Here is a 17,858-nt window from a genome sequence, read left to right on the forward strand (position 1 = left end):
TTCAGACCGTTTTTTTTATTTTATCTCCTGATTGATGTTTTTTGCCAGCATCTTTCCGGTGCTTTCATAAGCCGCAGCAATCCGTCCGTATTCCCAGGAAAATTCATTATTCAGTTTTTTTCCGAGAATTTTATCCCCATATAATTTCATCACGGCTTTTGAAGGATTATCTGTTTCTACAAAGGTCATTTCTGATGTCAGCTTTCCTTCCTGAGAGCCGATAAATCCGCCGTACCATCCTGCATAAACCCATTTTGCATCAATAATCAGGGTGTATTTTGTTTTAGCATCACTTTTGAATGTTATTTTCTTTGATTTCCCGTTAAGACCTTTCAAAAAATAATCTAAATATCCTGATGTTTTAAACCCTTCCCATTGGGAGATCCAGTTTCCCCAGACAGCTTCTCCTTTTTTAGCGGTAATATCTGCCTTTCTGTTATCAAGATATTCTGCTTCTGAAAGATTCTTTTCCTGAAAAACAGCATCACTGAATTTCAGTTCGACGTTTACTTCAGTCTGATCTTTTAAAAAATCGAAATTTCCCCATTCAAAATTTATTTTATTCTGGGCAGAAAATGTAGCGGTAAGTGCAATAAATAATAGCAATAGTAATCTCTTCATGGTTATTGATGATTTTTAAATTTTAAAGCTGTAAATATAGAGGAAAAGCCGTGGTTTGGAAATGCTAAATTTTATATTTATTTCCAATCCGGGGAGTTTTCTGGTATTCCTACTGAAAACAGATAAAAAAAGACCGCCGTCAGCAGTCTTTATTATGATTATTTCACTTCTTTCTCAATTTTCTGAGCGAGTGTTTTTCCTGTTTTGGCAAAGCCTTCTCCCACTCTTGTTTCGTTGTTGAAATTACTTCCCCACTGGTCTCCCGGTGCTTCTGTACTTTCTATATCGCACATTACTTTTTTTGTAGTGCTGTCCACAAAAGTAAGTTGTGTTGTTACTTTTGCAGGCTGTTTTACGATTCCCGCATCCCAGCCCGGATAAACCCATTTCACTTTTACCATCAGGGTATACGGACTTTTTGTATTTTCTTTCAGCGTGGTATTGATGTTTTCTTTGGAAAGAACTTTGTTGAATATCACGATAAATTTAGGATTTCAGAGTTCTTCTTTGCTTCTTTCCCACTGTTTTTTCCAAATGTCACCGGAACCTGCTGTTTTTTTGTTCAGCTCTTCCATTCTTTTGGGAATATATTCTGCTTCTGTATAGTTTTCTTTTAGCAGTTTCATGTCGGAGTAGTCAAAAACAACATTAACGGTTTCAACACCTTTCAGGAATTTAAGGTCTCCGCTCTGGATTTTTATTTTTTGTGCCATTGCAGCAACAGACACTGCCAGAACAAGCATTAATGACAATAATTTTTTCATAGTTATACAATTTTATAGTTTTTTCAGTAGTGTAAATATAAATCAAAATCCACTTCAACGGAATCCTGTTTTTATTTTTTCGTATAATGCTCAACCTTCAGGGCCAGCATTTTACCAGTCTTCGCATAGCACTCTGCTATTCTGTCGTTATGATTGGGTATTCCGAAACCGTTATCTCCGGTTGCTTTTATTCCTTCCACCACCATCAGAACATGATCAGGATTATCTGTTTCCACAAATGTCATTGTACTGGTAAGTAATGAAGGATCACTTGCAAGAGGCATGAATGCTCCCAAGTGGATCCATTTGGGTTCAACAATGAGGGTATATCTGGTTTTTTCGAAATGGGTTGAAGCTTCAATCTTTGTATTTTTATTCCACGATAATACAAACTTCTCAGGAAAAGTTTGTGTTTTGGTCAGTTCCCAGTCTGCTCTCCATTTCTCAGACTCTTCTTTTCCTTTGGATTTTTCAATTTCATTCATTCTTTTGGTGATGAATTCATCTTCAGTAATTTTTTTTCTGTCGAAGGTTACTCCTTCAAATCTGAATACTACTTTTAAGAACTTTTCACCTTTTAAAAAGTTATAGTCTCCGGAAATTACTTTTATTCTCTGGGCTGTCAACCCTGCTGAAAGGACAAGCAGGAATAATAAAAAAATTCTTTTCATGGTTATCTGGAATGGTTATCAGTTTATCTTAAATCTATAAATGTTACCGGTTTTCTGCTGTTGGGATGAAAAACGGTTTTAGACAGGATTTCAAAATCAATCACTTCAATTTTAGGACTTACCCTCAGTTTTGCACGGAAATGATCTCTTACTTCATTCACAAAATTTTCATGATCACTTTCTGTACTCAGTCTGATAATGATTTCATCCAGCCCGATCTCATTAGACTGAATAACGATCTGGTAGCATAAAATAGTATTGAAATCGTTTAAAATATCATTCATTGCAGGCGGATACAGTGTTGTTCCTTTGTATTTGATCATCTGCTGTTTTCTTCCAACAACCGGGCCCAGCCTCATGGTATTTCTTCCGCATTTACAAGGCTCATAATGTGCTTTCACAATATCTCCGGTCCTGAATCTGAGCAAAGGAATGGCTTCTACGCCTAACGTGGTAATGGTTAATTCTCCATCTTCACCCTCTTTTACCGGTTCTTCATGATCATCTAAAATCTCTGTGATAATAAGTTCCGGATGATGATGCCCGCCGATCTGAAATTCACATTCAGTAAAAGCCGTACTCATTTCAGTTGAAGCATAGGTAGAAAACAGCTTAATATCCCATTTTTCTTTAATCTTCTGCGAAAGTATATTATCTGTAAAGTCCTGATTCTTGATGCTTTCTCCTATACAAACCGCGCCGTATACGCTGGAATTCTTATAATCGAGTCCGTGTTTTTCGGCATAATCAATCATTTTCAGCAGGAATGAAGGAACCGTAATCAGATACTTAGGTTTGTACCTGAAAATAGAATCCCACTGCAGCTCAGGAATACCCGGACCCATTCTCACTACGCTGGCTCCCATTTTTCTCAGACCTAAAAAATAGGCCAGTCCTGCCATGAAGCGTTTATCAATGGTGGTAATCATCTGGACAACATCCCCTTTCTGAATTCCTGCACAGGCAAAGGAAATAGCTTCATTGTAGGCAAGCCTTTCAAGATCGCTGTCAGACAGTCCAAAAGTTACCGGATCTCCTAAAGTTCCTGATGTGGTGCTGTAATCAACAATTTGGGTCTGTGGAATACAGAAAAAATCATCGTTATGCTGCTGAAGATCATTTTTGGAAGTTGTCGGGATTTTCTGAAGATCTTCCAGTGTCCGGATCTCCGCAGGATTGATGTGGTGTTCCCTGAACAGTTTCTGATAAAAAGGGGAATGGGTTTCAAGATAGGTGATAAGCTCCCGAAGCTTTTGCTCCTGGAACTTTTTTATTTCCTGAATGTCTGATTTCTCGATAGCCGGATGAAAGTCCAATGATTTTAATTTTGGACAAATTTATTAAATTGTAGAATGTATTCCGGTAAAATGAGCCTACGATTTTCAACTGTCAATCCTCAGATGGCCTTGCCGGCTGCCATTTATTCCATAAAAATCCGATAATAAAAAGGTTCTTTGTCCTGTATTATCTCTGAAAAGTAAAGGTTTGCGTATTGGTATTTCCGGCTGTGTTGGCTGTTGTCACTTTTAATGTATGCAATCCGGAACCTTTAGGGCATTGGTCATCAAAAACATATACAAAATCGTTCTTTACCCGGGCAAATCTAAGCCACTTCCCATCCAGTTCCGCACGGAATGAAACAATGTCTCCAACTTTTGTACTTCCTTTTAGCCTCAAAGATCCGCCGCTAATTAACACGCCATCCTTCCAGCCGGGAGAAACTGAAGGCAGGCTGTTATCCAGAACAAGTTTTGCGGTACCCAGTCTGTTAAACCGACCTTCTGCCCAGTCTCCGGTCCAGTTTCCTTTTACAGCTTTTGTATCGCTTCCATAATCCAAAAGGATGATCACTTTCTCTTTATCTTCCCCGTTTAGTTTTCGATTCGGTTTTATTTTCAGGGTATAATCATCATGAACCGGAATATATGGATTATGTAAAACAATAGCATTGGAAACTGAATTGGCTCCGGCATCCTGTTTTTCAGAGATTCTGAAGTTTACAGCATCATAAATCTCATTTTTCCCCAACCGGAGTTCTGCATTTTCTGATGTGATTGTTTTTTCCTGACCCGGCATCACAGTCTTATCTGTGGAAGAAACTTTGTCATTAACTTTACTTAACTGAACTTTTGTTGTCAAACGACCTGTATTTCCATTCACATCCTTCAGGATAATTTCAATATGGTGGATTTCTTCATCCTGAAGACTGATGATCCCCGATAAATCGGGAGAACTGTAATTCTGAAGCTTCATACCCGGAAGGGAAGACAGATGCTGTATTGCTGTTTTATCCCTGATGAATTTAGTGTAATCTATACAGCCATTCAGGTAACGGGTATCATCATAGCTTACTTTGTCGATAGAAAAACCATAGATCAGCTTTCCGTCCATCAGCAGTTCTGCCTGGTAAATCCCAAGATTAAAACCCTGATTGGCTTTATCTACGGCTTTGATTCCCAGACTTATCATTGGTGAATTAACCTTTATCACATCAGTAGTATAATTATTTCCTGATTTTTTAACCGCCACTCCATTAGCTCCCGGTTCATAGGTACTGAAGCGTCTGTCGTACCAGTACAGTCCGCTAATTATCGGAGCTACATGATCCGGAATATTAAATCCAAAGAGTAAAGGATTCAGGCATTCTTCTGTTTTGGTATCCCGTATTTCAAAGTGAAGATGCGGACCTGCCGAACCTCCTGTATTTCCGCTCAAAGCAATCAGTTGTCCTTTCTTGACAGGAAACTGCCCCGGCTGGAAAGTAATATCCTGTTCCCACGTTTCGTCTTTATACTGTCTTTCTTTAACGAATTCATCCAGCTTATCGAAATATTTATTTAAATGAGCATATACTGTCGTATATCCATTCGGATGGGTAATGTACACTGCGTTTCCGAAGCCGTAACGTTCCACTTTGATCCTGCTTACATAGCCATCCGCAGCGGCAACCACTGATAAATTTTCCTGACTGTTCGTTCTCAGATCCAGCCCCATGTGAAAATGATTGGTACGGACTGCACCAAAATTGGCGGCAAGCTGCATGGGAATATTCAGCGGATTCCTGAAAAAGTTTTGGGGATAATGATTCTGAGCTTGTGTGATAACGGTAATAATCAAACAAATAATAAACATTAGTTTGGAAAAGATTTTCATACGGCATTTGGTTTTTTAGGTCTACATTAAATATACGGGTATTCAAGCAATGATCATGCTATTTTATTGCCGCAAACCAAGCAGACTTTTATTTATCTCGCACATGAGCAGATGATTTCGTATAAATAAAAATTCCCAATTAAATAATATGCTGTATGTAAAGGATCTGTACCAGCTGCGGGGATTGGGTTTTGGCCAAAGCCAATGTTTTTTTTATTTTTCCAGCGGGCTAATAAAGCCTGCTTCCATTGAATAAAAGAGCTCCAGGCGACTTGTGATTAACAGCATTAAAACCCAATCATACACCATTCATCATTCACTTTTTGCCATTCTCTGCGTTTATATTTCTGAGATTGAACTTTTTAATAGAAATTACCTGCTGAAAACATATCTTATAAACCGACAAAATTCACTAAATTTGCAGACTTAATTAATCAACGATATTGAGATATTTACAATGAGCCAATTTAAAGAATACAAAAACCTCAACCTTATTGACGTAGCCGACAATGTAGCGGAATTTTGGAAACAGAATAAAACGTTCAGTAAAAGTGTTGAGATTCGCGAGGGCAATCCCGAGTTTGTTTTTTATGAAGGTCCGCCTTCAGCAAACGGTATGCCCGGAATTCACCACGTAATGGCCAGAGCATTAAAGGATATTTTCTGTCGTTTCCAGACGCAGAACGGGAAACAGGTTTTCCGTAAAGCGGGCTGGGATACACATGGACTTCCTGTGGAGCTGGGCGTAGAAAAGGAATTAGGAATTACCAAAGAAGATATTGGCAAAAAGATCTCTATTGAAGACTACAACAGGGCGTGCCGTGAAGCGGTCATGCGTTATACGGATGTCTGGAACGACCTTACCGAGAAAATCGGGTATTGGGTAGACCTTGAGGATCCGTATATCACCTACAAATCCAAGTATATGGAAACCGTATGGTGGCTGTTGAAGCAGTTATACGACAAAGAATTACTGTATAAAGGATATACCATCCAGCCTTATTCACCGAAAGCGGGAACAGGGCTTTCTTCCCATGAGCTGAACCAGCCGGGAACGTACCGTGATGTTTCTGACACTACGGTTGTGGCCCAGTTCAAAGCTAAAAAAGAATCTTCCGAATTATTCAGTGAGGTAGACGGTGATGTACATGTTCTGGCATGGACGACAACCCCATGGACGCTTCCTTCCAATACAGCCCTTGCCGTAGGAAGAGATATTGAATATGTTTTAGTAAAAACCTTCAACCAATATACTTTTGAACCGATAACGATTGTTTTATCAAGAGTTCTTCTTCCAAAGGTTTTCGGTAAAAAATATGCCGAAGGAACCAATGAGGATTTTACCAACTATACTCCGGAAAGCAAAGTAATTCCGTTTAAAGTTCTTAAGGAATTTACAGGGGAAAAACTCGCAGGAACACAGTACGAGCAGCTGATCCCCTGGTTTACGCCGAATGATACGCCTGAAAATGCTTTCAGAGTGATCTTAGGTGATTTCGTAACGACTGAAGACGGTACAGGTATCGTTCACATCGCGCCTACCTTTGGTGCGGATGATGCCAGAGTAGCGAAAGATGCAGGAATTCCTCCGATGCTGGTAAAAGATGAAAATGACAACCTGGTTCCGCTTGTGGATCTTCAGGGTAAATTCATCATAGGGGAAAATGTTCCTGAAGTATTTTCAGGGAAGTATATCAAGAACGAATATTACGATGAAGGTACTGCTCCTGAAAAATCATGGGACGTAGAACTTGCGATCCTTCTGAAGACAGAGAACAAGGCTTTCAAAGTAGAAAAATATGTCCATTCCTATCCGCACTGCTGGAGAACAGATAAGCCGGTATTGTATTATCCGCTGGATTCTTGGTTTGTGAAAATGACGGCTGTAAAAGACAGACTGGTAAACCTGAACAAAGAGATCAACTGGAAACCGAAAGCTACCGGTGAAGGACGTTTTGCCAACTGGCTGGAGAATGTAAACGACTGGAATTTATCCCGTTCAAGATATTGGGGAATTCCGTTGCCGATCTGGAGAACAGACGATCTGAAAGAAGAAAAGATCATCGGATCCGTGGAAGAACTGTACAATGAGATCGAAAAATCCATTGCAGCAGGCTTTATGAAGGAGAACCCGTTCAAAGGTTTTGTGATCGGAAATATGTCTGAACAGAATTATGCTTTGGTTGATCTGCATAAAAATGTGGTAGACAAAGTAGTTTTAGTATCGGAATCAGGAAAAGCGATGAAACGTGAAAGTGATCTGATCGACGTATGGTTCGATTCAGGATCCATGCCGTATGCGCAGCTTCACTATCCGTTTGAAAATAAAGAAATGATCGACGGACGTAAGGCGTTCCCTGCTGATTTTATCGCAGAGGGAGTTGACCAGACCCGTGGATGGTTCTATACGCTTCATGCGATCGGAACGGCTGTTTTTGATTCTGTTGCTTATAAAAACGTAATGAGTAACGGCCTTGTTCTGGATAAGAATGGGCAGAAAATGTCAAAACGTTTAGGAAACGCGGTAGATCCGTTTGAAACCCTTTCCGTATACGGTCCGGATGCTACAAGATGGTACATGATCTCCAATGCCAACCCGTGGGAAAACCTGAAGTTTGATATCGAAGGAATTGATGAGGTAAGAAGAAAATTCTTCGGGACCCTTTACAATACGTATTCATTCTTTGCTTTATACGCGAATGTTGACGGCTTCAACTATTCGGAAAAAGAAGTGGAAAACCGTCCGGAAATCGACCGTTGGATCCTTTCCGAGCTGAATCTTTTGATTAAAGAAGTAAAAGCATTCTACGAAGATTACGAACCTACAAGAGTAGCGAGAGCCATCAATACATTTGTTAACGATAATTTAAGTAACTGGTATGTAAGACTGTGCAGAAGACGCTTCTGGAAAGGAGATTATTCTGATGACAAGATCTCTGCTTACCAGACTTTATATACCTGCCTTGAGGTAGTGGCCAAATTATCCGCTCCTATTGCTCCGTTCTTTATGGATCAGCTGTATCAGGACTTAAATAAGGTAACCGGAAAAGAAAACTGTGAATCTGTTCACTTAACGGACTTCCCGGTTGCTGACGAAAGCTTAATCGATGAAGACCTGGTTGAAAAAACACACCTGGCTCAGACTATCACAAGCCTGGTACTGTCTATCAGACGTGCGGAAAGCCTGAAGGTAAGACAGCCGCTCCAGCGGGTTCTGATCCCTGTTCTGGATAAGAAAACGGAAGAGCAGATCCTGGCGGTGGCAGACCTGATCAAGCAGGAAGTCAACGTTAAAGAGTTACAGTTGATTAATGCTGAAGAAGCATCCCATTTAATTGTAAAACAGATAAAACCGAATTTCAAGGCGCTGGGTCCTAAACTGGGCAAAGACATGAAAACGGTAGGCGGAGAGATCACCAACTTTAGTGCAGAACAGATTTCCACTCTTGAAAAAGAAGGAAAAATTGATATTCAGGGATATGAAATTACGCCTGATGACGTAGAAATTTCAACAAAAGACATCCCGGGATGGACGGTTACTTCCGATGGAAAAATCACTGTGGCATTAGATTTGACGTTAACCGATGAGTTGAAATCTGAAGGAATCGCAAGGGAATTCATCAACAGAATCCAGAACCTGCGAAAAGATAAAGATTTTGAGCTGACAGACCGAATCCATATCTTCATTGAAGAACACTCACCTTTTATTGAAGATATTAAGAAAAATGAGGAATATATTTCATCTGAGGTCTTGTCAAGTAAAATAGAAATTGTATCTTCACTTTCAAATTTTAACGAAATCGAAATAGATGAGGTTAATTTTAAGATAAATGTCGAAAAAAATTAACAGGTAGTTATTGTATTTCAAATTCCATTTCATAATTTTATTAAAAAAGAGAAAAGAATATGTCAGACGAAAGAGTTAGATACAGCGATGCTGATTTACAGGAATTTAAAGCGATCATTAAAGAAAAAATAGAAAAAGCTGAAAAAGATCTTCAGCTGATCAGAGAAAGCTTCATCAATGACCAGAATAACGGTACTGATGATACTTCTCCTACTTTCAAAGCTTTTGAAGAAGGAGCGGAAACGCTGAGCAAAGAACAGAATTCTATTTTGGCAGGAAGACAGGAAAAATTCGTGCGTGATCTTAAGAATGCGTTAATCAGAATCGAAAACAAAACATACGGTGTGTGCAGGGTAACAGGAAAATTAATTCCAAAGGAAAGACTTCTGGCCGTTCCTCACGCTACGCTGAGCATTGAAGCGAAAAATATGCAGAAATAAGCCGTAAGGTTTGTAAAATAATATTGGGTTTATATGGTATTCAAGGATACTTTATAAACCTGATTTTTAATATATACCCATGAGCGAAGTTATTATTCTAGTCATTATCGTAGCCGCAGCCCTGCTGTTCTTCAACAGGGAATGGATCAGAAATAAGTTCTTTCCGGTTCAGCACAGAAACTACACCATTGATGACCGGTTTAATTCCGACAAACGCGACAGGGAGAAGGAGATCGACAGGCTTTTAAGCAAAATGGGCAAAAACGGAATCAATGACCTCTCTGCCAAAGACCGGAAAAGGCTTGACGAGCTCTCTAAAATGTAAAAATTAAAATAAGAAAATGGAATCTATCATTGTACATCCTAAAAACCCTATGGAGCTTAGCGCACTGAAAAGTGTTTTAAAGGAGATGAATATCAAATTTGAAAAGGCTCATGTTAAAAGTTCGTTCAACGGACAGAAAGTAATAAAAAAAGCGAGCGATCATAAAAATGTAAAAGATTCAAAACCGCCAAAACCTAAAGGACAGTAATGAAAAAGATCTTAGCGATAACATTTCTGGTGTTATTAATTGACCAGGCTTCAAAAATTTACATTAAAACGCATTTCAATCTGGATGACAGTATTTCTGTCTTACCTGGCTTTAAACTTACTTTCGTAGAAAATCCGGGAATGGCTTACGGTCTTCATTTCGGAGGGATCATCGGAAAATATTTCCTGGTTATCCTGAGGCTTTTCCTGATCGGAGGAATGGTATACATGTTCAAAAAATGGCTGAAAGAAGGAGCTTCCAATTATCTTTTAATACCTATGGCCATTATTTTTGCCGGAGCCATCGGAAATATTATCGACGGAATGTTCTATGGACTGATCTTCGACAGCGGAACGGTTTACGACCCAAGCATCGACCGGTGGATAGGATACGGTGGCGTTTCCAAATTCGTTCCTTTCGGCAACGGCTATTCTGCCTTCATGAAAGGATGTGTGGTAGATATGCTTCACTTCCCGCTGGTAGACTGGAATGTTCCTGAAAGTGTTCCCTTAATCGGAGGAAAGCATATTGAGTTCTTCAAATACATTTTCAACGTTGCCGATTCAGCGATTACCATAGGAGCAGCTTTGTTATTAATATTCAGAAAAAAAGCTTTCCCTAACGGTCTTGAATTTTAAAAGGAATTCCTGATGAAAACAACAATCAAAAATATGTTTAAAATTTTCCTGCTTCTTCTTGTGGCAGGAATTATTTTTACAGCCTGGGCCAATTACAGCATCAGACAGGAAAGCCGTGAATTTGTATCATACAGGATTGCAGATGTTCCAAAGACAAAAACCGCTCTCCTTCTGGGCACCGGAAAAACCCTGAGCAACGGAATGCCGAACGCTTATTTCTACAACCGCATTCAGGCTGCCGCAGACCTTTACAAAAGCGGCAGAATCCGGTACATCATCGTAAGCGGAGACAACGGTACCAAAGACTATAATGAACCGGAAGATATGCAGTATGCACTGATACAGAACGGAGTTCCGCAGGACAAAATATATATGGATCATGCAGGTTTCCGTACCCTGGATTCGGTGATCAGGGCAAAGGAAATCTTCGGACAGACCCAATTAGTCATCGTTTCACAGAAGTTCCATAATGAAAGGGCGGTTTTTTTAGCCCGCAAAAACGGAATGGAAGCCTTTGGGTATAATGCGCCCGATGTAAACAGATATGCAGGTTTAAAGACCAATCTGCGGGAATATTTAGCGAAAGCCAAAGTATATTGGGATCTTATTTTAGGAGTTGAACCAAAATTTGGAGGAGACAGGATTGAAATAAAATGATTTTAGTATTTTTAAGATCTATAACCATGCTATGAAAAAATCTTATTTTGGACTTTTTGTAACTTCCTTCCTGCTTCTTCTTTCCTGCGGAGGAAAAGATAAAGACACGGGATATACCGATATGCTTTTGGGAATCCCCCAATCCTCCATTGATTCCGTCCGGAAAGCGGAAGATCAGAAACCGGTATACCTGGAGAAACTTACCTTCGACATCGACTCTGCATCGTCCGTAGACTTAATGCTTCCGTTAGGCAATTATCTTAAAGAATATTCTTTTTCAAGCCCCAACATTATTCTTGAGGATCCGGAGCACCTTTCCCAGGTTGAGGATGAATCACTGTTACCATCAGGAATCAGTATCAGGAATAATTTTTCCGATGAAGATTCCGGGGAGGTACTTATGGTCGGGACCTCAGATAATCCTGATATTTACCCGGTTTCGGAGATTAAAAAATTCAATCCCGCGGAAAAAATTCTGCTGGAAGATAAAAATACCCTGATCTTCATTGATTCTTTCGGCCATAAAAAACTCTATTACAGGCAGTATGATACCGCCACAAAAAGATACTACCTCTATACCGCAGAAACCCCAAAGTATAATGATGAAAAACTTCAGTACGCTTCATTGTTTTCAGCTTATAAGAAAGCGAGAAACCTGCTTGCTTTTGATAAAGAAGCATCTCCTGAAAGCCTGAGCTGGGAAAAAATAAAGCCCGGACTTTCGGCGATTGAGCTGAAAAGCTATGACCGTTATTACACATCCCTTCAGAAAGAGCTGAAATATTTCCTGAAAGACAATGACAGCGCCAATATTGAAATGCCCCATCTGGACCTATACCTCTATCGTGATCAGAACCACAGCCAGAAAGGAATAGACCAGACAAAATTAATTGCTGACTCTGATTTTTCAGGAACTTTTGAGGAACTTCCTTTTGAAAACCGCCTTACTGACGGATATTTTAGAAAAAAATACAGGTATGATGACCAGCTTAAATTCATCAAAAGAATCAGCAGCAACAGTATTCTTGTAAGGGCAGAAGACTCGGAAACCTATACTTACAGCGGTCCTCCCGAATATTTCATCATCAGCTCAATAAAGACCGGTAAGGGTCAGTTTTACCTGATCAGTATGACCAATAAGGACGGCAACGACATTATTGCCCTTATGAACGATTACTTCAGTAAACATCTAAAAATCTAATTCACCATGAAACCTATATCTGTTTTCTTATTATGTTCTCTGATGCTGTTCTCCTGCAGTCCTGTGGGAGAGAAAATATCCGGTGAAAATCCGGCAGATCCTAAATTAGTCAATACGGAAGATCATCTGGATCTGAAAAAAGGCGATGTACTTGTGGTCTGGGGGAAACTGGATGCTTCCTTTATCACCAACGGGATCGTTCCTTCTTTCGACCTCATCTATAACCTCAGCCTTGACGGAAATACGGTGAGCAATGCCACCCTGCCGATGTTTTCAGGTTCGGAAAAGAGGATCAATTCCGATTATTCGGTACAGGAAGAAGAGAAAGAAGACAGACAGGAATCTCCAACGGACAGCACTGAAATCAGTGAAGAAAAATCTGTGAAGGCCTCCTGGGAATTTGAACAGGAAATTACCCGTATTCCTATTGAAAAAGATGGCAAATATACTTTCGACTATAAAATAAAGCCTAAAGACAGTGACGGAGAAAGCATGTTCAATAAGACCTCAATCATCCTGAGAAAAAATTAATAATGAATTCTGCCTTTGCATTTGAATGCTGCGCTTATATCCGGAATCATTTTAAACCATTAAGCCGGCTTAACTTCAGCTTGGGATAAAAATACCTGATTCAAGGCAGTTGAAAGCTGAAAGAAGAAAGTCTTCATGCGAAATCCTGCTTAAAAAAAAATGATTTTTTCCTTAGCTCATCTTAAAACTTAAAGACCTTAATGTTTCCAACAGAACGGAAACCTACTTTAAGCTTTTATTTTTTTGTCATTGAGCGTCTGGTAGGCAATGTAATAAATTCCGTAAAAGACAATCACAGTAAGGACCAGGGTAATGGAAGCCGTATTTTTAAGGAAGTCCATCACATAGTCTTTAAAAATAAACTCCTGTGCATAAAGTTCGTTGTAGAAAGGATATACTTTTATAGCTGTTACGATCAGTGCCAAAACTAAAGGGAAAACCCAGGTGAATTTTTTGATGTATGCCACGGTAATGAAAGCGGCAATATAAATAATGCACGACAGAATATCATCCGTTTTTCCGGCCATGATTCCTTTTCTAAACTGAAACAACAAAAGCAATACGATAACGGCAAGGTGTATTTTCTTTGCTTTACCGACATGGGCAGGAGCCAGAAATTTAATTTTGTCATCAAACCGGATCATCAGAAGCGAAATAATGTTGATCACCGGAATCCAGACCGAAGCACCCGCAGCTCCGTAATATTTATTTTTCAGAATACTTCTTTCTTTTAAGAATTGTCCCGTAAACCTGGAACTGATGATGAAAAGTACAACCAGAACGATCGTGCTGATCCACCCGAACATATTCATATTCTTGCCGAGGAAATCCAGTTCCAGCTTAAATGCGCTTTCAAGAAGGGCAAAAAAGACAAATATCACACAGGTGATCATGATGAAAGATGTGATCCAGAAATAACGGCCTGCATATTCCAGGGCATTTTTAGAAAAAGTATAGATATTCTCCCCTCTCACGATACATCCCGTTAAAAATAAAAATGATCCCAGATAAGCTGTACTTTTGATACTGCTGAGGAAATAGTAGATGAAAGTGACGATAAATTCTGTTGATTTTGAATTATAGGAAGCAGAACCGATCAGGTTTTCTATAAATCCTAAATCCGAATGATATAGTGAAAACAAAGCTAAATTCAGCACAAAAAGTTTCACCATAATGTATTTACTGCCGGTCTTTTCTTCTGCCTGATATCTTTTGGCGATCACCCAGACTACAATAAGCTGCAGGATAAGATAGGTCCATTTTCTCAGGGTAACAGAGTTGATCTTTTGCTCAAACGGAATATAATAATCCACCATATCACGGATATCCTTCATAAAAAAGCAGAACATCAGCAGAAACGGAAGACTGATCAGTACGGATTTCCACCGCTTATTCACTATAAAATACCATAGAAAAAACAATGCGTTAACTGCATAAGACAGATTATCCAGAATTTTAGAGAAGGTATTCGGCTGTTCAGGATCAAAATACCGGGTCACAAAATCCGTAACCAGACAGATAAGAAATAAGATCCAGAGACTTTTAAGAGCTTTGAAAAGCTTTGATGAAAGGAAATGGTTATTTTCCATATAAAATGGTGTTTTTACAAATATAATCTAAAAATCCTATACAGAGGTTTCTAAAAATATCAGGGTTCAAAAAGAATTTGCCTGCCACTTCAATCTTTAGTATTTTTGCTTTTTATTTTTTAATCAGATAATTTAAAACAAATGTCAAGAATTCTTACCGGCATTCAAGCCACCGGAACCCCCCATCTTGGAAATCTGCTTGGGGCGATTATTCCTGCTATTGAACTTTCCAAGCAGGAAGGAAATGAATCATTTTTATTTATTGCGAATCTTCACACCCTTACCCAGATTAAGGATGCGCAGACGTTAAGACAGAATACCTACGAAATTGCTGCGGCTTGGCTTGCTTGTGGGCTGGACACCGAAAAAACATTCTTTTACAGACAGAGTGACATCCCTGAAACCTGTGAACTATCTTGGCATTTATCATGTTTTTTCCCTTACCAAAGATTAACACTGGCACATTCATTCAAGGATAAAGCAGACCGTCTTCAGGACGTGAATGCGGGTTTATTTACCTACCCGATCCTGATGGCAGCAGATATTTTACTGTATGATGCAGAGATCGTTCCCGTAGGAAAAGACCAGCTTCAGCATCTGGAATTTGCAAGAGATGTGGCCGCCAGATTCAACAACCAGATGGGAGAAATTCTTGTTCTTCCACAATCTGAACTTCAGGAAGACACGAAATATGTTCCCGGAACGGATGGCCAGAAGATGTCTAAATCCAGAGGAAACATCATCAATATCTTCCTTCCTGAAAAGGAACTGAAAAAACAGGTCATGAGCATTGAAACGGATTCCAAAGCCCTGGAAGAACCTAAGGATCCTGAAACCGACAAAGTTTTTGCGATCTATCAGCTGATTGCCACTCCTGAACAGACGGAGGAATTAAGAGCCAGGTATCTTGCCGGAAATTTCGGATACGGACATGCTAAAAAAGAGCTGCTGGATCTTATTATGGTGCGTTTTGCCAAAGAAAGGGAAACGTTCAATTATTATATGAACAACCTTGATGAACTGGAAGCAAAATTACAGCAGGGTGCCGAAAAAACAAGACCGGTTGCCCTGGAAACCCTGAAAAGAGTAAGAACAAGCTTAGGATTTTAATGCTAAGTTTCATCCATAAGAAAACGGCTGTCCGGTTTTGGGACAGCCGTTATTTTTTGCTGAAAAATCAATACTGAATTATAGCTTTTGTAAGAATGAAGGAATGCATGCCCTCTTCAAACCGATAAATAATATCCCAACCGGGGTATTGCCGGATGATTGTTCTGATAATCGACAGCCCAAGTCCGGTAGAGCTGTGATCTGATCCCTGTTTATAGAAACGGGTAAAAATCCTTGAAGAATCCAGAGGTTCTGAAACTCCGGTATTCCGGAAGGTCAGTCTGTTATCCTCCACGATAATCTCTACGGTTCCCTCCTGATGGGTGTATTTCACTGCATTTTTAAGCAGATTGGAAAGCAGAATTTCCGCAAGATCAGGATTGAAATCGGCGATAAAGTAGCCTTTTTCCTCTATATTTACCTTAATTTTTTTAAAATCAGTAAAATCTTCGTAGCTCTTTACCAGACCGGAGATCTTTTCATTAAAATCCAGTTTCGAGGTTTGGCTGAACTGGCTGTTTTCAATTTTGGAAAGCATCAGCAGCGATTTATTCAGTCCGGCCATCCTCCTAAGATCGCTTTTTACTTCTGTAAGCAAAAGAAGACTGTTTTTGTCAGGATTTTCATTCTGAATGGCCAGATCAATCTTGTTGATTACAATCGCCAGCGGAGTCTGAAGTTCGTGTGATGCATTTTCGATGAACTGTTTCTGCTGATGAAATACCAGCTCATTCCGCTCAATCATTCCGTTGATCTCTACATTCAGCTCTTCAAACTCTGTTATTGAATAATCCCGGATCTCCTGAACGGCAGAGCTCCCGAACTGATATTTTTTAAGCTTTTCCAGAATGGCATAAAACGGACGCATCGCTTTATTGAGCAGATAACCGTTGACCACTACAATACTGATAACAAGAAGAATATACAGCACAATCAAAGCTGTTGTAAGATCATACACCAGCTCATCCTGTTCTACGGTAGATGTCCGTATTTCCAGGCGCTGTTTTTTCCCGAACTGATCGATAAAATCCGTTTCAAGGACTCTGTAAGGCTGGTCTTTATCGTCATACTCCATGTAAAACATCTTGTTGTAGAGCCTGTTTTTCTCCCTGTATTCCGTTTCTGTAATGGGTCTGATCTTAAATTCATTAAATCCGAAATCTTTGCTGTCCAGCAGTTTCGGATCAAGGTAAACCGCTTTAATGATCTGTATTTTCCGGTCTTTAAGCCCATCATCCACATTATCGTAAACCTCATCCAGAATATAGGCATAAAAAAGCCCGGCCCAGACTGCAATAATGAGCAGAAGGATAACAATCAGGTATTTTATGGTATAATATTTTAACGAAACTTTCATCAGACAAATTTATAGCCTATCCCGTAAACAGCCTGAAAATCGGCTTCCGCGTGGAGTGTTTTCAGTTTTTTGCGGAGATTCTTAATCTGTGAATAAATAAAATCCAGACTGTCTGCCTGATCGATGTAATCGCCCCATATCGCTTCTGCCAGAGTGGTTTTCTGAAGTGTTTTTTCCGGCTGAATGACAAAATAATACAGCAGATCATATTCTTTCCTGTTCAGAACCAGTTCCTCACCGCCTACTTTTACAATTCTGTTCTCGGGATCAATGGAAATATTCTTATATACGATTGTATTTTCTCCATCCTGATTTTTTCTCCGGATCACAGACCTTATTCTCGCCATCAGTTCTGCCAGGTGAAACGGCTTGGCCAGATAATCATCCGCACCTATTTCCAGCCCGGCTACTTTATCGTCCACAGAATCTTTGGCTGATAAAATAATTACAGGATCTTTTTTATGCATTTTTTTGATCTCTCTCAGCAGCTCAATACCGTTTCCGTCCGGCAGCATAATATCCAGAAGAATGCAGTCATATTCATAGGAGATGATCTTGTCCAGTCCGGAGCTGTAATCCGGAGCATATTCCACAATAAAGTGTTCTGCCTCCAGAAAGCTCTGTACGGTTTCTCTCAGCTCCGGTTCGTCTTCAATAATTAAAATCTTCATACAGCGGTCATTTATCTGCAGCCACCGGCAGGGTTCAACATTAAATTCTATCAAATATATAAAATTATAACCTCC

The 17,858-nt window shown here is 39.6% G+C and carries 18 protein-coding genes; 9 read left to right on the forward strand and 9 right to left on the reverse strand.

The window, feature by feature from the left end; all coding sequences use genetic code 11:
- Positions 1–15: 15 nt before the first annotated feature.
- The 6 genes from AC106S_RS13005 to AC106S_RS13030 all read right to left on the reverse strand — a co-directional run bounded on the left by AC106S_RS13005 (position 16) and on the right by AC106S_RS13030 (position 5,188).
- Entirely contained in the window at positions 16–621 is a 606-nt protein-coding gene (locus AC106S_RS13005) for a hypothetical protein (protein WP_482439662.1), read from the reverse strand.
- 158 nt (positions 622–779) lie between these two features.
- Positions 780–1,100, reverse strand: a complete 321-nt coding sequence (locus tag AC106S_RS13010; protein WP_482439664.1) for a hypothetical protein — start codon at positions 1,098–1,100, stop codon at positions 780–782.
- Positions 1,101–1,115: 15 nt separating this feature from the next.
- Complete coding sequence (locus tag AC106S_RS13015; RefSeq protein ID WP_482439666.1) at positions 1,116–1,385, reverse strand: hypothetical protein; 270 nt, start codon at positions 1,383–1,385, stop codon at positions 1,116–1,118.
- Positions 1,386–1,456: 71 nt separating this feature from the next.
- A complete protein-coding gene (locus tag AC106S_RS13020; protein ID WP_482439668.1) occupies positions 1,457–2,056 on the reverse strand; it encodes a hypothetical protein in 600 nt (199 codons plus the stop codon).
- Positions 2,057–2,079: 23 nt separating this feature from the next.
- Complete coding sequence (gene flxY / locus AC106S_RS13025; RefSeq protein ID WP_482439669.1) at positions 2,080–3,372, reverse strand: flexirubin biosynthesis putative acyl-CoA ligase FlxY; 1,293 nt, start codon at positions 3,370–3,372, stop codon at positions 2,080–2,082.
- Positions 3,373–3,520: 148 nt separating this feature from the next.
- Complete coding sequence (locus AC106S_RS13030) at positions 3,521–5,188, reverse strand: M23 family metallopeptidase (protein WP_482439670.1); 1,668 nt, start codon at positions 5,186–5,188, stop codon at positions 3,521–3,523.
- Positions 5,189–5,666: 478 nt separating this feature from the next.
- On the opposite strand from AC106S_RS13030, the gene ileS reads away from it, so the two are divergent.
- The 8 genes from ileS (at position 5,667) to AC106S_RS13070 (ending at position 13,056) form a co-directional block, all read left to right on the forward strand.
- Entirely contained in the window at positions 5,667–9,056 is a 3,390-nt protein-coding gene (ileS, locus tag AC106S_RS13035; RefSeq protein WP_482439672.1) for an isoleucine--tRNA ligase, read from the forward strand.
- A gap of 59 nt (positions 9,057–9,115) precedes the next feature.
- Positions 9,116–9,496: a TraR/DksA family transcriptional regulator gene (locus tag AC106S_RS13040; protein ID WP_002983772.1), complete on the forward strand. Its 381-nt coding sequence runs from the start codon at positions 9,116–9,118 to the stop codon at positions 9,494–9,496.
- A 79-nt stretch (positions 9,497–9,575) separates the two neighbouring features.
- On the forward strand, positions 9,576–9,821 hold the full coding sequence (locus tag AC106S_RS13045) for a DUF6576 domain-containing protein (protein ID WP_482439674.1): 246 nt from the start codon (positions 9,576–9,578) through the stop codon (positions 9,819–9,821).
- 16 nt (positions 9,822–9,837) lie between these two features.
- A complete protein-coding gene (locus AC106S_RS13050) occupies positions 9,838–10,029 on the forward strand; it encodes a DUF2683 family protein (RefSeq protein WP_482439676.1) in 192 nt (63 codons plus the stop codon).
- Complete coding sequence (locus AC106S_RS13055; protein ID WP_482439678.1) at positions 10,029–10,667, forward strand: lipoprotein signal peptidase; 639 nt, start codon at positions 10,029–10,031, stop codon at positions 10,665–10,667. The genes AC106S_RS13050 and AC106S_RS13055 overlap by 1 nt, the downstream gene beginning before the upstream one ends.
- 12 nt (positions 10,668–10,679) lie before the next feature.
- Positions 10,680–11,324, forward strand: coding sequence for a SanA/YdcF family protein (locus AC106S_RS13060; RefSeq protein ID WP_482439679.1), 645 nt, complete (start codon positions 10,680–10,682; stop codon positions 11,322–11,324).
- 31 nt (positions 11,325–11,355) lie between these two features.
- Positions 11,356–12,525, forward strand: a complete 1,170-nt coding sequence (locus AC106S_RS13065; RefSeq protein ID WP_482439681.1) for a hypothetical protein — start codon at positions 11,356–11,358, stop codon at positions 12,523–12,525.
- A 6-nt stretch (positions 12,526–12,531) separates the two neighbouring features.
- A complete protein-coding gene (locus AC106S_RS13070; RefSeq protein WP_482439682.1) occupies positions 12,532–13,056 on the forward strand; it encodes a hypothetical protein in 525 nt (174 codons plus the stop codon).
- A gap of 227 nt (positions 13,057–13,283) precedes the next feature.
- Here the strand turns inward: AC106S_RS13070 and AC106S_RS13075 are convergent, their stop codons facing one another.
- A complete protein-coding gene (locus AC106S_RS13075) occupies positions 13,284–14,645 on the reverse strand; it encodes a hypothetical protein (protein ID WP_482439684.1) in 1,362 nt (453 codons plus the stop codon).
- Between the two features lie 141 nt (positions 14,646–14,786).
- Between AC106S_RS13075 and trpS the strand changes: the two genes are divergently transcribed.
- Complete coding sequence (trpS, locus tag AC106S_RS13080; RefSeq protein ID WP_482439686.1) at positions 14,787–15,755, forward strand: tryptophan--tRNA ligase; 969 nt, start codon at positions 14,787–14,789, stop codon at positions 15,753–15,755.
- Between the two features lie 67 nt (positions 15,756–15,822).
- Here the strand turns inward: trpS and AC106S_RS13085 are convergent, their stop codons facing one another.
- Together AC106S_RS13085 and AC106S_RS13090 are read right to left on the reverse strand one after the other, a co-directional pair.
- Positions 15,823–17,112 carry a sensor histidine kinase gene (locus tag AC106S_RS13085; RefSeq protein ID WP_482439688.1) on the reverse strand — a complete coding sequence of 430 codons (1,290 nt, stop codon included), beginning with the start codon at positions 17,110–17,112 and terminating at the stop codon, positions 15,823–15,825.
- Entirely contained in the window at positions 17,112–17,783 is a 672-nt protein-coding gene (locus tag AC106S_RS13090; RefSeq protein ID WP_482439689.1) for a response regulator transcription factor, read from the reverse strand. Before AC106S_RS13090 ends, AC106S_RS13085 begins: the two co-directional genes overlap by 1 nt.
- Positions 17,784–17,858: the final 75 nt, after the last annotated feature.

The organism is Chryseobacterium sp. FR054 (assembly GCF_056844565.1).